Annotated in this window: 17 protein-coding genes; 7 read left to right on the forward strand and 10 right to left on the reverse strand. The window is 60.4% G+C overall.

From position 1 onward, the window contains the following. Positions 1-91: 91 nt before the first annotated feature. The 4 genes from KGB14_RS18475 to KGB14_RS18490 are packed head-to-tail and all read left to right on the forward strand — an operon-like array spanning position 92 to position 3,536. On the forward strand, positions 92-781 hold the full coding sequence (locus KGB14_RS18475; RefSeq protein ID WP_223488204.1) for a GNAT family N-acetyltransferase: 690 nt from the start codon (positions 92-94) through the stop codon (positions 779-781). A gap of 4 nt (positions 782-785) precedes the next feature. Further along, the gene (locus KGB14_RS18480; RefSeq protein ID WP_223488175.1) at positions 786-2,006 is read left to right on the forward strand and encodes a GNAT family N-acetyltransferase; all 1,221 of its coding nucleotides are present in this window, start codon (positions 786-788) and stop codon (positions 2,004-2,006) included. Further along, positions 1,978-2,850, forward strand: coding sequence for a ChbG/HpnK family deacetylase (locus KGB14_RS18485; protein WP_223488176.1), 873 nt, complete (start codon positions 1,978-1,980; stop codon positions 2,848-2,850). Before KGB14_RS18480 ends, KGB14_RS18485 begins: the two co-directional genes overlap by 29 nt. Then, a complete protein-coding gene (locus KGB14_RS18490; RefSeq protein ID WP_223488177.1) occupies positions 2,847-3,536 on the forward strand; it encodes an N-acetyltransferase in 690 nt (229 codons plus the stop codon). Before KGB14_RS18485 ends, KGB14_RS18490 begins: the two co-directional genes overlap by 4 nt. 259 nt (positions 3,537-3,795) lie before the next feature. On the opposite strand, the gene KGB14_RS18495 is transcribed toward KGB14_RS18490, so the two are convergent. Both KGB14_RS18495 and KGB14_RS18500 read right to left on the reverse strand, forming a co-directional pair. Then, entirely contained in the window at positions 3,796-4,602 is an 807-nt protein-coding gene (locus KGB14_RS18495) for a class I SAM-dependent methyltransferase (RefSeq protein WP_223488178.1), read from the reverse strand. Between the two features lie 93 nt (positions 4,603-4,695). Then, positions 4,696-5,601 (reverse strand): LysR family transcriptional regulator, encoded by a 906-nt coding sequence (locus KGB14_RS18500; protein ID WP_223488179.1) that lies wholly within the window; start codon positions 5,599-5,601, stop codon positions 4,696-4,698. A 162-nt stretch (positions 5,602-5,763) separates the two neighbouring features. Here KGB14_RS18500 and KGB14_RS18505 point away from each other — a divergent pair, with 162 nt between their 5' ends. Further along, complete coding sequence (locus KGB14_RS18505) at positions 5,764-6,780, forward strand: alpha/beta hydrolase (protein ID WP_223488180.1); 1,017 nt, start codon at positions 5,764-5,766, stop codon at positions 6,778-6,780. A gap of 63 nt (positions 6,781-6,843) precedes the next feature. Beyond that, entirely contained in the window at positions 6,844-8,271 is a 1,428-nt protein-coding gene (locus tag KGB14_RS18510) for a mechanosensitive ion channel family protein (RefSeq protein ID WP_223488181.1), read from the forward strand. 120 nt (positions 8,272-8,391) lie between these two features. Here KGB14_RS18510 and ycaC read toward each other — a convergent pair whose 3' ends face one another. The 7 genes from ycaC to KGB14_RS18545 all read right to left on the reverse strand — a co-directional run bounded on the left by ycaC (position 8,392) and on the right by KGB14_RS18545 (position 15,163). After that, complete coding sequence (gene ycaC, locus KGB14_RS18515) at positions 8,392-9,018, reverse strand: isochorismate family cysteine hydrolase YcaC (RefSeq protein ID WP_223488182.1); 627 nt, start codon at positions 9,016-9,018, stop codon at positions 8,392-8,394. A gap of 66 nt (positions 9,019-9,084) precedes the next feature. Continuing rightward, the gene (locus tag KGB14_RS18520) at positions 9,085-10,923 is read right to left on the reverse strand and encodes an amidohydrolase (RefSeq protein WP_223488183.1); all 1,839 of its coding nucleotides are present in this window, start codon (positions 10,921-10,923) and stop codon (positions 9,085-9,087) included. A 45-nt stretch (positions 10,924-10,968) separates the two neighbouring features. Beyond that, positions 10,969-11,595, reverse strand: coding sequence for an antibiotic biosynthesis monooxygenase (locus KGB14_RS18525; protein WP_223488184.1), 627 nt, complete (start codon positions 11,593-11,595; stop codon positions 10,969-10,971). Beyond that, a complete protein-coding gene (locus KGB14_RS18530) occupies positions 11,588-12,004 on the reverse strand; it encodes a DoxX family protein (RefSeq protein WP_064618759.1) in 417 nt (138 codons plus the stop codon). The genes KGB14_RS18525 and KGB14_RS18530 overlap by 8 nt, the downstream gene beginning before the upstream one ends. Before the next feature lie 277 nt (positions 12,005-12,281). Further along, entirely contained in the window at positions 12,282-12,662 is a 381-nt protein-coding gene (locus tag KGB14_RS18535; protein WP_223488185.1) for a DUF6124 family protein, read from the reverse strand. A gap of 534 nt (positions 12,663-13,196) precedes the next feature. Beyond that, positions 13,197-14,120, reverse strand: coding sequence for a LysR family transcriptional regulator (locus tag KGB14_RS18540; RefSeq protein ID WP_223488186.1), 924 nt, complete (start codon positions 14,118-14,120; stop codon positions 13,197-13,199). 47 nt (positions 14,121-14,167) lie between these two features. Beyond that, positions 14,168-15,163 (reverse strand): MBL fold metallo-hydrolase, encoded by a 996-nt coding sequence (locus KGB14_RS18545; RefSeq protein WP_223488187.1) that lies wholly within the window; start codon positions 15,161-15,163, stop codon positions 14,168-14,170. 277 nt (positions 15,164-15,440) lie between these two features. On the opposite strand from KGB14_RS18545, the gene KGB14_RS18550 reads away from it, so the two are divergent. Further along, on the forward strand, positions 15,441-15,899 hold the full coding sequence (locus KGB14_RS18550) for a helix-turn-helix domain-containing protein (RefSeq protein ID WP_223488188.1): 459 nt from the start codon (positions 15,441-15,443) through the stop codon (positions 15,897-15,899). 99 nt (positions 15,900-15,998) lie between these two features. On the opposite strand, the gene KGB14_RS18555 is transcribed toward KGB14_RS18550, so the two are convergent. Continuing rightward, positions 15,999-16,823, reverse strand: coding sequence for an alpha/beta fold hydrolase (locus KGB14_RS18555; protein WP_223488189.1), 825 nt, complete (start codon positions 16,821-16,823; stop codon positions 15,999-16,001). Positions 16,824-16,838 lie beyond the last annotated feature (15 nt).

Genomic DNA, 16,838 nt, shown 5'->3' on the forward strand with positions numbered 1-16,838 from the left:
CGCCGTCAATTTGCATTACCACGACCGCGCCGCTATCGACTGCGCGTTGCAGTACGCCCTCCGCGGCCGGTCCCTGTCAGGAGGCATTGCCATGAATGTCTTAGGCAAACTTCGCCAGCACATCAAACGAAAAGGCCTGCGCGCAACGTTCAGGCTCATCTGGAGACGCTACGTATTTGTTCACTGGGAATTGCTATGGATGAAGCGAGACCTGGTCAGCCCGGTGCCGCCCCATCAGCTCAAGCCTTACAAACCGCTGCAGTTGAAGACCATCACCGTGCACAACACCGCAGCCTTCGCCCGTCACTTTGGCGATCGCGTCAACACCATGGAGGAACTGGCCGCCGAGGGTTACACCGGGCACATGTATCTGGACGGCGAAGGCAACGCGGTGGCGTTCATCTGGGGCAGCACCCGGGCGTATCACGACCGGCATTTCTACGGCTGCACGTTCCCGATAAAGAAAGGCGAATTCTTCGAATTCGGCGGCGAACTGGCCCGGGCCTATTGGGGCACCACGCTCTCGGTGGACCTGCAACTGCGCCTCTGGAAAGCGATGCAGGCCCAAGGCTGCAACACGGTCGTGGATGTCTGCGATGCCCGCAACGTACCGGCACTGAAGCTGCACATTCGCATGGGCTATCAAGAACAGGGACGCATCATGCACGTCTACAGACTATTCGGCCGCTGGCGCTTCTTTCGTGAGACTCGTTACAACGACTCACGCCTGGATGCGCTACGCAAACCGTCCCGTTCACCCGTTCCTGTGTCGGTAGCCTGATCCTATGGTGGCACGATTCGAATGGTGCACATCATTGTGCGCCCCGGACTTTCCGGCAGCGGCCTATGAGGGGTTGCGCCTGCGCGTGACGGATCACACGCCGTTCAACACCCTGGCCTGGCTGTGCGCGTCGGAACGGGCATTAACAGCCAGCGAACGATTGCATGTGATGCTCGGCTGGCAAGGCGAGGAATTGGTCTTGTGCCTGCCGCTGGTGGCGTCCATGGAGCGCTTTGGCGGACTACCGTTCAGTGTCCTGCGTCATCTGGGTTATCCCCTGACCGATCGCCTGGCGCTGCTCACTTGCCTTGATGTGCGCAGCATGCACAAGGCGCTGGTGATCATCCGCCGTCACCTGCCCCATGCGATGCTGCAACTTAACGAGTTGTCGGAACCCATCGGCGAAGAAAGCGCGCTGACCGCATGGATGGCCCACAGCTCGACCGGCGAACGCCGCCTCAGTTGCCGGGTGCCGGTGCACCTGATCAGCGAAGCTGACCGCCAGGAAGTTTCCGGCGACCCGCGCTACAAACTGCGCCGTGCGCGTAAACGCATCGCGGCCTGTGGTGCCGAGATCCGGCGGATCGTCCCTGACGCCTCCACCGTGGGGCCGCTGTTGCAGACCCTCGCAGAAGTCGAAAAACAAAGCTGGAAAGGTATTGAAGGCATCGGAATTTTCACCAACAGCCGCAGCCGACAATGGATCAACCAGGCCTTCACCGCTCTCGCCGAACAGGGATTGGTGCGGGTGGTGGTGCTGGAACTGGATGGGCGCTGCATCAGCTACCGCCTCGGGTTGCTGGAACAGGGCCGGTTGTACGATTACAACCTGGCCTTCATGCCGCAATACGCCGATCTGGGCAGCGGCCGTGTGCTGCTCGAAGAGTGGATTCGCTGGGGTCTGGACGATAACTGGCGCTGGATCGACGCTTCGCGGGTCAGCCTGATGAACTCCAGCCATCAACTCCAGGAGCGCATGACCGGGCAACTTGAGCATTGGCGCTGGAGTTTCTACTCCTGGCGCCCCAGCGGCCTCGCCCTTGGATTAGCCATGCGATTGTGGCACCGGCTCAAACCCTGGCTAAAAAAATGGCGGGCATGGCGGGCTGCCGCGCTGGTTGTTCCTGCCCCCACTCCTACACCCGAGCCTGCCGACAAAGGCCCTGCGCCCATTGAAAAAACCATGGAGGGTGAACATGCCTCACCAAGTCATAGTCAACGCTGACGATTTCGGTCTCAGCGTGAGTGAGAACGCGGTGATCCTGGGCGCCTTCCAGGCCGGAGTCATCAGCTCAGCCACCGCCATGGCGAATATGCCGGCCTTCGAGGCGGCCTGCGTCCTGGCCCGGCAACCGTTGCTCATGGGGCGTATCGGCTTGCACTTCAACCTCACCTACGGTCGGCCGTTGAGCCCGTCGATTCTCGCGCGTTCGACGTTCTGTGACAGCCAGGGCCTGTTCGACCTCAACCTGGCTCGCCATTGCCTCTGGCTCAACCGCCATGATCGCAATGCAGTGCTGGAGGAGCTCGAAGCCCAATGGCAACGCTGCCTGGATAACGGCCTGCGCCCCAGCCACATCGATTCCCATCAGCACGTGCACAACATCTGGCCCATCGGCGAAATCGTCGCGCGCTTTGCCGCTTACCAAGGGGTGCCCGTGCGACTGGCCCGCCATCTGGGCAATAACCTGAGTGTGCCCAAGCGGGTATTCAAGACATTGCTCAATTATCGATTGAACCACTTGGCCGGGGCGTCCGCCGAGTACGTCTGCACGCCGGTCGACCTGCGCAACGTGGCGATGCCCAACGATGGCCTGCTGGAAATCGTCGTTCACCCTGTGCATATCGGCGCCGATTTTGGCGATGCGTATTTGAACCCGGGGGAGTCTCTGAGCCATGTACTGGAACGCTGTCTACCCGGTATTCCGAGAGTCTCCTATGCCGTAGTGCCCGGAATTTTCAAAGAGCAGCCGCTGCACCTCGACCGGACTGAGATTACAACCCTGGATCTATTGCCATCGCAAACTTTACCCACCACACCCTGGCTTCAGCCTCGGAGGACTTCATGAGCGCCATCGCCAAGCTTCGCGAACGCATCAAACAAAAAGGCCTGTTTCATACCTTGCAGACGCTCTGGAAGCGCTATGTGTACTTCCACCGAGAACTGTTGTGGCTGGGGCGTGATCTGGTCACCCCGGTGGCACCGCACAAACTACGGCCTTATACGGGTTTGCATCTGGTGACCATTACCCAGGAGAACGCCACGGCTTTCAGCAAGTATTACGGTAACCGCGTCAAGGCCATGGCCCAAATCGCCGCCGAGGGTCACACCGGGCACATGTACGTGGATGAGGAAGGTGACGCCATCGGCTTTATCTGGGGCAGCGCCAGGGACTACTTTGACCAGCACTATTACGGCTGCTGGTTCCGGGTCAATCCCGGTGAGTTTTTCCAGTTCGGCGGTGAAATGATCCCGCTCTACTTCGGTTCCAGCCTGTCGGTGGACGCCCAGTTCAAGATCTGGGATGCGATGCGGGTCCAGGGTTGCAACAAGGTCGTGGACGTCTGCGATACCCGCAACATCCAGGCCATGAAAATGCACCTGCGCATGGACTACCAGGAGCAAGGGCGTATCACCCACGTCTACGACTTGTTTGGCCGCTGGCGCTTCTTCCGCGAAACCCACTACAGCGGCTCGCGACTGACTGAGCTGCGCAAACCTGTGCAGCCGGCAGTGACGGCGGCTCAGGCGTGATTTTGGCGGGTGGGAGCGATTGTCGTTGTCTGACTGAGGACTATGTCGTCGCTATCGCGGGCTTGCCTGCTTCCACATCGATCTCTGTCAGCCACTAGTTTTGCGGCTGACTAAGACCAATGTGGGAGCGGGCTTGCTCGCGAAGGCGGTGTGCCAGGCAACATTAATATCGACTGACACGCACTCTTCGCGAGCAAGCCCGCTCCCACAAGTTCGGCTCCCTGTGACTGGCATTGGCGCTTGCCCGCGAAACCGAAACTCAGCGCTTCACCGCCACCAACGTGTAACACAACGGCAACTGCGCCTTTTGCTGCTGATACCGATCGTAGAGTTCTTCGCGGTTGGAATGCGGGTATTCCTTGAAATGGCTGATCTGCAACCCCGCCTCGACGGCACCGGTGAAGATGGCGCCCAGGGTGTGAACGAACCAGTAAGACGCTGACGCCTGCTGTTCGACTTTACCCTCGTAGACGATCGGCTGGTTCTGGACGAAAGGTTCGCTGCGAAAATACGAGCTGTCCGGGCGATAGGGATCGGCTGATTCGGGGTCGAACATTTCGAGGAACGGGTGGGTTTCGTACACCACAAGCGCACCGCCGGGCTTGAGGGTTTGCGCGACATGGCGCAAGAATTCGGCGATGTCCGGCATCCAGTTCAATACACCGATGGTAATCAGCGCTACATCGAAGCGCTGGTGAAGATCTGTCGGCAGGCGATGGATGTCAGCCTCGATGAATTCGGGCTCATGGGGCGAACGGGATGCCAGCTCCCGGGCCTGATCGAGAAAGGCCTCCGACTGGTCAATGCCCACGACACGACGGGCCCCCAAGGCAAACAGCGAAAGACTTTCGCGTCCGTTGTTGCAGCCCAGTTGCACCACATCCTTGCCGTCGACGCCGACCTGTTGAAGCAACCCGGTGAGGGTGTCATCCAGACAGGAAAAATCGCCATGGCTCACGGCACTCAAACAGGCCCGCCACTCAGGGGTGTTCTTGTGGTGTTGGGCGGAGTCATTCCACGCATCGCGATTGCTGGCGATGGCTTTTTCTTTTGTCGGCATTTCCATTGCACGCTCCAGAATTCGGGCCTTTGATAGGCCGGCACGAGTCTGGATCAGCGTCAGGAAAATCGCCATTCGAGCTTTGTTGCGATCTTGTAATCACCGATAGTGCGGACCCTCTTCGCGTTGATTCAACCGCTCACGCAAGAACTCGATCAGCGCCTGCACCGGTCGCGAGCCCTGACGATGCTGCGGGTAGACCGCCGACAAGGTCAGCGGCTCGGGGCGAAAATCATCCAGTACCGACACCAGCCGACCGTCCTTCAGGGCCGAACCGACGATGAAGGTCGGCAGGTATGTGATCCCCATGCCGGCAATGGCCGCGTCCTTGAGCAACTCACCGTTGTTGACCCGCATCCGGCCGGTAACGGTGACCGCCAACGGCTTGCCCTGCCCGTCGAACCGCCATTGCACCTGACGACCGTGGCCATAGGGCAGGCAATCGTGGCTGTGCAGATCCTCGGGTTTGAGCGGCGTACCGCGCTCGGCGAGATACGCCGGGCTGGCGCAGTACACCCGCTCGATGGCGGCGAGGCGTCGGGCGATCAGCGTCGAATCTTCCAGCACGCCAATGCGCAATGCCAGATCGTAGCCCTCGCCGAGCAAGTCCACTGGCCGATCGCTCAGGTCGACCTCCACCGTGACCTGGCGATAACGCTGCAAGAATACCGGCAACAGACTGCCCAAATGTGCGACTGCAAATGACAGCGGCGCGCTCAAGCGAATGGTGCCGCGAGGCTCGGTAGTCTGGCCGGCGATGCCCTGCTCCACTTGCTCGACTTCGCCAAGCAGGCGCAGGGCCGATTCGTAATAACTCTGCCCCAACGGCGTGACATCCAGCCGCCGGGTCGAACGGTTGAGCAGGCGCACGCCGAGGCGCTCTTCCAGTTGCATCAGGCGGCGGCTGACGAACTGCTTGGACAGCCCCAACTGATCAGCCGCTGCGGTGAAGCTGCCGGAGTCCATGACCTGGCAAAAAATACGCATATCTTCGAACGGGTTCATTGTCGCGCCCTGGTTGACAGTCATTCACTTTATAGCCGCTTTTTCACTTTCCGGCACCTCATTAATCTGTGCTCACGGTGTTGCTGAGGCCCGAACCCCAGCACTACAGCAGCCCGATCCCAAGGCATACAAAAACTCAAACGATTTAAAAAGGAATGACACATGAACATCAAGAAAGCCCTCGCCGCTTCCGTCCTCGCCCTGTCCATCGGCAACGCATTCGCCGCCGGCAGCCCCGGTGTCGAACACAACACCCAGGCCTTCCTCGATGCCCTCGCCGCCGGCGGTGGCAAACCGCTGGAACAACTGAGCCCGAAAGACGCCCGCGCGGTGCTGACCGGCGCCCAGGCTTCGGTGAAGGTCGATCTGTCGGGCGTTGAAATCAGCGACAAGGCCATCAAAGTCGACGGCCAGACCATCAACCTGAAAGTGGTGCGTCCGGCCAAGGTCAAGGGTGAGTTGCCAGTGTTCATGTTCTTCCACGGTGGCGGCTGGGTATTGGGTGACTTCCCGACTCACCAGCGCCTGATCCGTGACCTGGTAGTGGGCTCCGGTGCAGTCGCGGTATACGTCGACTACACGCCGTCGCCGGAAGCGCAATACCCGACCGCTATCAACCAGGCCTACACCGCGACGAAATGGGTGGCCGAGCATGGCAAAGAGATCGGTGTCGATGGCAAGCGACTGGCGGTGGCCGGCAACAGCGTCGGCGGCAACATGGCGGCGGTCGTGGCACTGATGGCCAAGGAGCAGAAAACCCCTGCCCTGCGCTTCCAGCTGTTGATGTGGCCGGTGACTAACGCACAATTCGACGACGGCTCGTACCAGCAATTCGCCGAGGGGCACTTCCTCACCAAAGGGATGATGCAGTGGTTCTGGGACAACTACACCACCAACCCGGCCGAGCGTGCGCAGATTCATGCCTCGCCGCTCAACGCCAGCGCCGAACAACTCAAGGGCCTGCCTGCCGCACTGGTGCAGACCGCCGAATTCGACGTGCTGCGTGACGAAGGCGAAGGCTACGCCCGCCACCTCGATGCGGCCGGTGTGCCGGTGACCTCGGTGCGCTACAACGGGATGATTCATGACTTTGGCCTGCTCAATCCGCTGAATCAGATTCCGGAAGTCAAAGCGGCGGTACGTCAGGCCGCGGCCGAGCTCAAGACGCATCTGAACTAAGTCCAACCTCTCGCCACACCCCAGGGTGTGGCGAGTTTTTTTGTGCCCGTTGGAGTGCAATCCATGAGCCTTTTCTCTGCCCACCTGTTGCCTTGGAGCGCCCTGCTGCTGGTGCTCGACGCTCTGCTCTGGCACCTCGCCCCGTTCAAGCATCGCGCACCAAAGGTCGGTGTGCGGCTGGTGCTGTTTCTGGCGTTCAGTGCGCTGGTCATCAATGCCGGCGTCAGCCCGTTGCAGGCACCGTTATTTGCCGATGACCAGGTGGCGCAACTCGGTGCAACGGCGCTGGGGATTCTCTGGTGGCTGTATGCCGCACGGGTACTCACGGAAGTGTTCGGTCTGGTGCTGATGCGCCGAATAGGCCACAGCGGCCGTTTGTTGCAGGACGTTATCGGTGCGCTGGTATTTCTGGCCTCCATCGTCGCGGCCGCCGGTTATGTGCTGGATCTGCCGGTCAAAGGGCTGCTCGCGACTTCCGGCGTGTTCGCCATCGTGGTCGGTCTGGCGTTGCAGAGTACGTTGGCCGACGTGTTCTCCGGCATTGTGCTGAATACCACCAAACCCTATCAGGTGGACGACTTTGTCGTTATCGATGGCGTCGAGGGTAAAGTGCTGGACATCAACTGGCGCGCCACGCACCTGTTGAGCAGCGCCGGCACGATGGCCGTGGTGCCGAACTCGGTGGCGGCCAAGGCCAAAATCGTCAACCTCAGCCGCCCGAACAATCTGCACGGAGTGTCGATCAGCATCAAGGTGGCGAACCACATCCGCCCACGCCGGGTGCTCGACGCCCTCGACCGCACGCTGCAAGGCAGTAGCAACCTGTTGCTGAACCCGGCCCCCAAAGCGGTGTTGAAAGAGGCCGGCGAAGAGATGTCCGAGTACGTGGCCAGCGGTTTCATCGCTGAGCTGGGCAAGAAAAGTGACGTGCGCAATCAACTGTTCGACCTCGCCCATCGCCATCTGGAAGCGGCCGGCATCTCGCGACACCCCGACGGCGTGATCGAACCCTCGACCCGCGCCCGCGCGCTGCTCGATGAAGTGAAGATTTTCCGCTCGCTGAGCCATGAAGAACGTGACCGTCTCGCCGAATCGATGGTCGCGCAACAATACGCCGCAGGCCAGGTGGTGCTGGATCTGGATGAAGTGCCAGACAGCCTGTTCGTGATCGCCACCGGCGTCGTCAGCGCCAGCGTACCGGACGGCAACGGTTTCACCGAGGCCGGTCGCATGGGGCCGAGCGAAGTCATGGGCGAACAGAGCATCCTGGCCGATACGCCGTCACAGGCGACTTTTACCGCGCTGACGTCTTCGATCATCTACCGTCTCGACAAGAACCTGACCCGACAGTGCATGGAACAGCGCAGCGAAGTGGGTCGGGCGTTGAACAAGTTGCAGGCGGTGCGGCAGCAGAACAGTCGGCTGGCGTTGATGGCCAGACCGGCACCGATCAGGAAAGGTGGTTTTTTGGGGTGGTTGCAGAGTCGTTAAACAACTGTCAGGTACCGACCTTGTGGGAGCGAGCCTGCTCGCGAAGAGGGAATATCAGTGACATTGATGTCATCTGACACGCCGCTTTCGCGAGCAGGCTCGCTCCCACAGGTTTTGCACTTATTTGGCGGTAAATTTCGTGTAGCTGTTGATCAGGTTGCGGTAGTTCGGCAGACGCTGGGACAGCAGGTTGGCCAGGCCTTCCATGTCGTTGCGCCAGTCGCCTTGCAGCTCGCAGGCCACGGAGAACCAGTTCAGCAGGTGTGCACCCGCCGCCGACATGCGTGCCCACGCCGCCTGTTGCACGGTGGTGTTGAAGGTGCCGGAAGCATCGGTCACCACGAACACTTCAAAACCTTCGGCCAGCGCCGACAAGGTCGGGAACGCCACACAGACGTCGGTCACCACGCCGGCGATGATCAGTTGCTTGCGGCCGGTAGCCTTGATCGCCTTGACGAAATCCTCGTTGTCCCAGGCATTGATCTGGCCTGGACGAGCAATGAACGGAGCGTCCGGAAACTGCTCTTTAAGCTCCGGCACGATCGGACCGTTCGGGCCGCTGTCGAAACTGGTAGTGAGGATGGTCGGCAAGTTGAAGAACTTGGCGATGTCGCCCAGGGCCAGCACGTTGTTCTTGAATTCGTTGGGCGAGAAATCCTGCACCAGCGAGATCAGACCGGTCTGGTGATCGACCAGCAGCACAACGGCGTCGTCTTTGTTCAAGCGTTTGTAAGGAACGTTGCTCATGTGAAACTCCTCGGATGGTGATGAGGTGAAGCGTCGACCACGATGGCCGACGCTTTGTTGCAAGACTCAGAACGCGAAGCAGGAACAGCCGAAGGCGCCCCAGAAACCGGCGAAGTCACTCACCGGCACGTTCGACATACGGGCCTTCTCATGGCTGTGGGTATGCACGGCGCACGGGCCGCTGCACTGGTGCACCTGCGCCTGCATCGGCGCGTTCGGCCGCCAGTGTCCCGGAACCTTCGCCACCGGCGACCAGTCCGGCAGCACCGGCACGCTGGCCGGCCCCAGCTTTTCGAAGTCGCCGGCGGCGTACACCACCTTGCCACCGACCACGGTCAGCACCGACTCGATCCACTTGATGGCTTCTTCCTCGACACTGAAAAAGTCCGCGCTCAATGCCGCCACGTCAGCCAGCTGACCGACCTTGATCTGGCCTTTCTTGCCCTGTTCCGACGAAAACCAGGCACTGCCGTGGGTGAACAATTCCAGCGCGGTCTGCCGCGACAAGCCTTCTTCGTGCAGCGCCAAGCCTCCGACAGTGCGGCCGCTGACCATCCAGTACAACGAGGTCCATGGATTGTAGCTGGACACTCGAGTCGCATCGGTGCCGGCGCCGACCGGCACACCTTCGGCCAGCATGCGCTTGATCGGCGGTGTGCTTTCAGCGGCCTTGGCGCCGTAACGCTCGACGAAATACTCGCCCTGGAACGCCATGCGGTCCTGAATCGCGATGCCCCCGCCCAGCGCCCTCACCCGCTCGATGTTCTGCGGGGTGATGGTTTCGGCATGGTCGAAGAACCACGGCAAACCATTGAAGGGAATGTCGCGGTTGACCTTCTCGAACACGTCGAGCATGCGGCTGATGGATTCGTTGTAGGTGGCGTGCAAACGGAACGGCCAGCGCTGCTCAACGAGGTGGCGGACCACCGGTTCCAGCTCGTCTTCCATGGTTTGCGGCAGGTCCGGACGCGGTTCGAGGAAGTCTTCGAAATCCGCCGCCGAGAACACCAGCATTTCCCCGGCGCCGTTGTGCCGCAGGAAGTCGTCGCCCTGATGCAACTTGACGCTGCCGGTCCAGTTCTGGAAATCGGTCAGCTCTTCCTTCGGCTTCTGCGTGAACAGGTTGTAAGCGATGCGGATGGTCAGTTGCTCGTCCTTGGCCAACTGCTCGATCACCTGATAATCGTCCGGGTAATTCTGGAAACCACCGCCGGCATCGATCGCACTGGTCAGGCCGAGGCGGTTGAGTTCGCGCATGAACTGGCGGGTCGAGTTGACCTGATATTCCAGCGGCAACTTCGGCCCCTTGGCCAGGGTCGAGTACAGGATCATTGCGTTCGGCCTTGCGACCAACATGCCAGTCGGGTTGCCGTTAGCATCACGCACAATTTCGCCACCCGGCGGGTTCGGCGTGTCGCGGGTGTAACCGGCAACCCGCAATGCTGCGCGGTTGAGCAAGGCGCGGTCGTACAAATGCAGCACGAACACCGGGGTGTCTGGCGCCGCCTGGTTGAGCTCTTCCAGGGTCGGCATGCGCTTCTCGGCAAACTGGAATTCATTCCAGCCACCGACCACCCGTACCCATTGCGGCGTCGGTGTGCGGGCGGCTTGCTCCTTGAGCATGCGCAACGCGTCAGCCAGGGACGGCACGCCTTCCCAGCGCAGTTCGAGGTTGTAGTTCAAACCGCCACGGATCAGGTGCAGGTGCGAGTCGTTGAGGCCCGGGATGACACAACGGCCCTTGAGGTCGATCATCTGAGTGCCCGAGCCGCGCAGGGCCATGGCTTCGGCGTCGGTGCCGACCGCGACGAAGCGGCCGCCCTTGATCGCCACGGCGCTGGCGAGGGGTTTTTCGCGGTCTACGGTATGAAATTGGCCATTGAACAGAATCAGATCGGCGTTCATCGCAGTTCCTTCGTCATCAGTGAAATGAAGCAAAAAAGCGCCAGCTCAGCGCGGCGAATTTGCGTTGGATTCGAGGTGCTCCCGTGGCTGACTGGCCGTCAGCCACGGCGCAAACAAGCGCGTCGCGGCCGGCATGCACACGTACACCACCGACAGCACGATGGTCAGGGTGATCAGGAACGTGGCGACCACGTAGTTGGAGAGAAAAGCGTTGAGTTTGAGCAGCGGCCCCCAGATCAGTGGCACCAGCAAGGTGTGCGGCAGAATCACCAGCAGCGTCACCACCGATTGCTTCCAGCGCGGTGGCGGCGAGGCGGCATCGGCCAATGGCGCGAACCAGAATTCGTTGACCGGGTTGACCTCGGTCTGGTCGCCGTCGGCCAGCATCGGCGCGGCTTCATCGATAAGCGCCTGACGTTGCGGCGAGTCGAGCCAGTGCTGCATGGCCTCGGTGGAGCAAAAGCGCAGCACGCAAGTGAACATGTCCAGGCCAGCGTTCTTGCCGCGGATCACGTCCACGCCCAGATGTCCTTCCGTGCGCCCCGCTACGCTGACGATGTTGCGCAGCCAGGCTTCATAGGCCGCTTCGAAACCGGCCTTGACCCGGTGCTTGACGATCAGCGTCACGATCTCATCGGACCCCGGCGCTTTTTGAGTGTGGGCTTCAGACATAACGGAGCACTCCGGGCAAGCGAACATTGAGCGCCAGCCGTCCCGGCCCGGCGATAAACACAGAGGTGAAGATAATCAACAACAACCAGCCGAACTGCCCTTCGGCCACACTCCATTGCGGGTGCACGACCAGCAGCGCCACCAGCAGCACAAACAGAATAGGCAAGCACGCCAATCGCGCCAGAACACCGGCGACGATCAGCAGCGGGCACAGCACTTCGGCGAAAATCGCCAGGCTCAGGGTGAGGTGGGCACCGAGGTGGAAAGGGTCTTCGATCAGTTGCAACTGCGCACTGAAGTCCAGCAGCTTGGGCAAGCCGTGAACCCACAGCAGAAACAGACCGCCACTGACCCGCAAAAACAGCAGCCCGACATCCCGCGCCTGTTCATCCCGTTGCGAAGCGTTCATGGCTCACCCTTGTTCAATCACTGGCCTGAATAGTGCCGCCAAGGGGTCGGGAAAAATTGAATGTACGTGCTCTCTTTGCCCCAACACACTGGACGCCAAAACGACACATCCCCTGTGGGAGCGAGCCTGCTCGCGATGGCGGCCTTCCAGTCAACAATGATGTTGTCTGACACGCCGTCATCGCGAGCAGGCTCGCTCCCACAGGGTTTTGTGTGTGTGTGCCCGCTACTGCTCAGGCACAAAAAACGGCCCGAAGGCCGTTTCGTATTGAATCCGGTCAGACGGCCGGGGCTGCCTTCAGCTCCAGACTATCCAGCGCCCGACTCACAGCCAGTTCACCTATCATGATGAGCTGCGCGACGCCCAGTATCGTATTGCGCTGCGGCCCCTCCAGAAACCCGGCACAGTCACTGGCGATCACCTTGGCCGAGGCAAAGGATTCACAGGCATTGGCCAGTAGCTCTTCGATGTCGATGTTGGGGGCGACGGTATAAATCGTGCTCGGTTTGCGCGGGGGCTGATTGGCACCGTCGGGGTCGGACGGTTTGAGGTAGTGATCGAGAGCACGCTCGGCGGCTTCGTTGAGTCTTTTGGGATCGAGGGGATCGTAGGGGGAAACGTCGTCGGTTTGTGGCGGGTTAGGTGTGTCTTTGAACATGGTGAATCTCCGTTATACCTGATGGAACCACCAGTACCTGTCGCTAAACAAGTAAGGGTGGCGGCTGTACGCAGGTTAGCGAACCGAGAGGTATAAGACCCGGCAGACCCGAGGGCCTCCCGCGCACAGCCACCATATCGAAACTGCAGACATGGAATGCCTGCAATATGACGGAGCGTTGTTGCGCTTATACCTGTTCAGGTCGCTAAACCCGATCGCTGATTGGCAGCGATGCGGAAACGATAAAGACCAGGCCCAAAGCGCACAAGCCGGCGGATTCTGGCGCAGTCGTAGGCAACGGCGCAAGGATCTGTAGCTTTCAGGAAGTAACGCTAAACACCATTAAACACAGCCCTCGAATCAACACACATTCCCCTGTGGGAGCGAGCCTGCTCGCGATGGCGGCCTTCCAGTCAACAATGATGTTGTCTGACACGCCGTCATCGCGAGCAGGCTCGCTCCCACAGGGGATCGGGTATATCCGCAAAATCGGGTCGGCTGTCAGGATCAAAAGATCGCAGGCTTCGGCAGCTCCTACGGGGCCGGTATTTTCAGGGGTTCAGACATGAAATGACTGATCCGCGAACGTAACCAGCGCTCCGCCGGATCGTTGTCGTGCACCCCGCTCCAGGCCATGGACAGTTGCGCGGCGTCGATGGGGAACGGTGGATCTTCGGCGCGTAAGGCGCAGCCTTCCACCAACGCGCAGGCTGCGTAATCGGGGACAGTGGCAATCATCTCGGTGCCAGCGAGCAACGCGCGCAAGCCACTGAATTGCGGCACCCCAAGCACAACGCGTCGCGTGCGCCCGACCTTGGCCAGATCCAGATCGATGTTGCCGCTCAGGTCACCGGAAAACGACACCATCGCATGGGGCCGCGCACAGTAATCATCCAGGGTCAGCGGTTCCGGGCGGTTGTCGCCGCGCAGTACTTTGCAGGGGATGTCGCGCAGTTTCTTGCGTTTGGCGTTGGCCGGCAGGTCGGTGGTGTAGCTGACGCCCACCGAGATTTCGCCGGACGCCAGTAACGCCGGCATCAGCAGGTAATTGGCGCGGCGCACGACCACCACGATCCCCGGCGCTTCTTCTTGCAGTTGCCGGAGCAACGGAGGAAAGAGACCGAACTCGGCATCGTCCGACAGCCCGATGCGAAACACATCGCAGCTGGTCGTCGGGTCGAATTCCTTGGCGCGGCTGACTGCCCCCGAGATGGTGTCCATCGCCGGTTGCAACTCCTTGAGAATCGCCAGCGCCCGGGCGGTCGGTTCCATGCCGCGACCGTTGCGCAACAACAACGGATCGTCGAACAAATCACGCAACCGCGCTAACGCGGCGCTCACCGCCGGTTGGCCCATGAACAGTTTTTCGGCGACCCGGGTCAGGTTCTTTTCGAACATCAGGGCTTCGAAAATCACCAGCAGGTTCATGTCGACACGGCGCAGATCGTTACGGTTCATGGGCACGGTTCCCTTGTGTGTTCAGCCAGGCGCGAGTCTGTCGGACTTTACTCGATCATCGGCACTTTCGCCGCTCGTTTGTAAGGCCCGTATTCGATAGGTACCCACTGGAAATGCTTGTCCACTGCGGTGATGTGGCCGACACCCGGAAACGGCAAATGCGCCGCCGTGACCCAGATCTTGCTGGCCGCCGCATCGCTGAAAACCTTGGCGCGACTCTTGATCGCTTGCTGACTGTCGACGTCGAAACGAATCGATACCTCAGGATGCTCGAACTGCACCGCCAGGTTATGCACCAGATCGCCCATGAACAGAATACTCTGGCCCTGGGAGCTGAACCGATACGTGGTACTGCCCGGTGTGTGCCCGGCCTCCAGTTCGGCATCGACAACCCCCGGCACTGGCGACTGCCCGGCAGTAAAGGTCTTGAAGCGGCCCGCCGCGATGTACGGCGCGGTGGAGTCCTGGGCGATCTTGAAAAACTCCCTGGCGCCGGCCGGTGCCTTGACCATGGCCTGAGGGTCAAGCCAGTAATCGGCTTCTGCCTTGGCCGCGTAGACCGTTGCATTGGCGAACACCGGTTTTTGCTGCCCGTCCACCAACCCGCACACATGATCCAGATGCAAGTGGGTGAGCAGGATGGTATCGACCTGTTCTGGCTGATAACCGGCGGCTTTCATGTTCGCCGACAGCTGACCCGCCGTGGCACCGATGCACTGCCCCGCTCCGGTATCCACCAGAATCAATCGTTTGCCGGTGTTCACCAGAAACGCATTGAACGCGGTTTGCACCCCCGGTGTTTCAATCGAGCGACGAGCCAGCAACGCACGGATCTGGTTTTGAGTCAGACCGTCGAGCAGTTTGGGCGACAGGTCGTTGTAGCCATCGAACAACGCCGTCACCTCGTAGTCGCCCATCGCGAGCCGGTAATAGCCGGGTACCTGAGTGTTCACCTGAGCCGGTGCCTGGGCCAGGCTGGTGCCGGACATCAGCGCCAATGCCAGGCCGAGTCCGCCAAGCCTGCAAACGCGGGAATGCTTCATGAGATCACCGTTGATCGAGCCAGAAAAAAGCGGCCCAGCGCAGGCCGCTACACGTCGTCAATCTTGCACGGCCCTGTGTCGGCACGAATTGCAGCGATGTGCTCAGTTGACGCTGTTTCACCCTTGGCCTGACGGCGAAATTAACAACGTTTAACTCGCAAGCCAAAGCCTCCGCGACCAAGAATCAAGCTCCCTGCATAGAGCTTTTTTTCAGAGGGCACGTGCTGATTCACCTTGCAGTGAACCCGCGCGCGCCCCACCGACACGGACATTGGCCATGGCTCATTTTCAGCAAAGCGCGATCAGTGCGTCCGCCCCCTTAACGGGAAAAAAAAACATTGGCGGGCTCAGCCCCTGGCGTGAAAGTCTGGCCAAGCGGCTGATCCTCGACCATCTGGGTGAAACCCTGGAAGTGACAGAACTGGCACGGGCCTGCGCGTTGTCACGCAGTCATTTTTCCCGTGCGTTCAAGTGCAGCACCGGCCTCTCGCCACAAGACTGGATTCGTCAACAACGCATCAGCCTGGCCAAGCAGTTGATCCAGAACACCGACCTGACCCTGACGCAAATCAGCCTGGAATGCGGCTTCTGCGATCAGGCACATTTTTCCCATATCTTCACCCGCAGCGAAGGCATCACACCGTTTGCCTGGCGTTGCCGGGCCGTGCGTGCCCTGCCCTCTCTCAACAGCAAAAGATCGCAGCCTTCGGCAGCTCCTACAGGGATTCACGTGTAGGGCTGACGCAGCCTGCGATCTCTTGATCTTGAATGCGAAACAAAGATCGCAGCCATAGCCGTGTAGGAGCTGGCGCAGCCTGCGATCTTTTGATCTTGATCAGCCCTTGAGGAACGCCAGCAGATCTTCGTTGAGCTGATCCTTGTGGGTGTCGGTCAGACCATGGGGCGCACCGGGGTAGACCTTCAATGTGGAACCCTTGACCAGTTTCGCCGAGGCGATGCCGGCGGCTTCGATCGGCACGACCTGGTCGTCGTCACCATGTACCACAAGCGTCGGCACGTCGAACTTCTTCAGGTCTTCGGTAAAGTCGGTTTCGGAGAACGCCTTGATGCAGTCATAGGCGTTCTTGTGGCCGGACATCATGCCTTGCAGCCAGAACCAGTCGATCATGCCCTGGGACGGCTTGGCACCCGACCGATTGAAACCAAAGAACGGACCGCTGGCCAGATCCTTGTACAGTTGCGAACGGTCGACCAGGGACGCCTGACGAATACCGTCGAACACTGCCAGCGGCAGGCCGCCAGGATTGGCCTCGGTCTTGAGCATCAGCGGCGGCACCGAGGAAATCAGCCCGGCCTTGGCTACGCGACCGGTGCCGTGGCGACCGATGTAGCGCGCCACTTCGCCACCGCCGGTGGAGAAGCCAAACAGCACGGCGTTCTGCAAATCCAGATGGTCGATCAGCTGCGCCAGGTCATCGGCGTAGGTGTCCATTTCGTTGCCGAACCATGGCTGGCTCGAACGACCGTGACCACGGCGGTCATGGGCAATGACCCGGTAACCTTTGGACGCCAGGAAGATCATCTGCGATTCCCAACTGTCGGCATTCAACGGCCAACCGTGGCTGAAGACGATCGGCTGACCGGTGCCCCAGTCCTTGTAGTAAATCTCGGTGCCGTCTCGGGTGGTAAAGGTGCTCATGGTGATGTCTCCTCA

The organism is Pseudomonas sp. A-RE-19 (assembly GCF_019956555.1).
In the GTDB taxonomy this organism is placed as follows: domain Bacteria; phylum Pseudomonadota; class Gammaproteobacteria; order Pseudomonadales; family Pseudomonadaceae; genus Aquipseudomonas.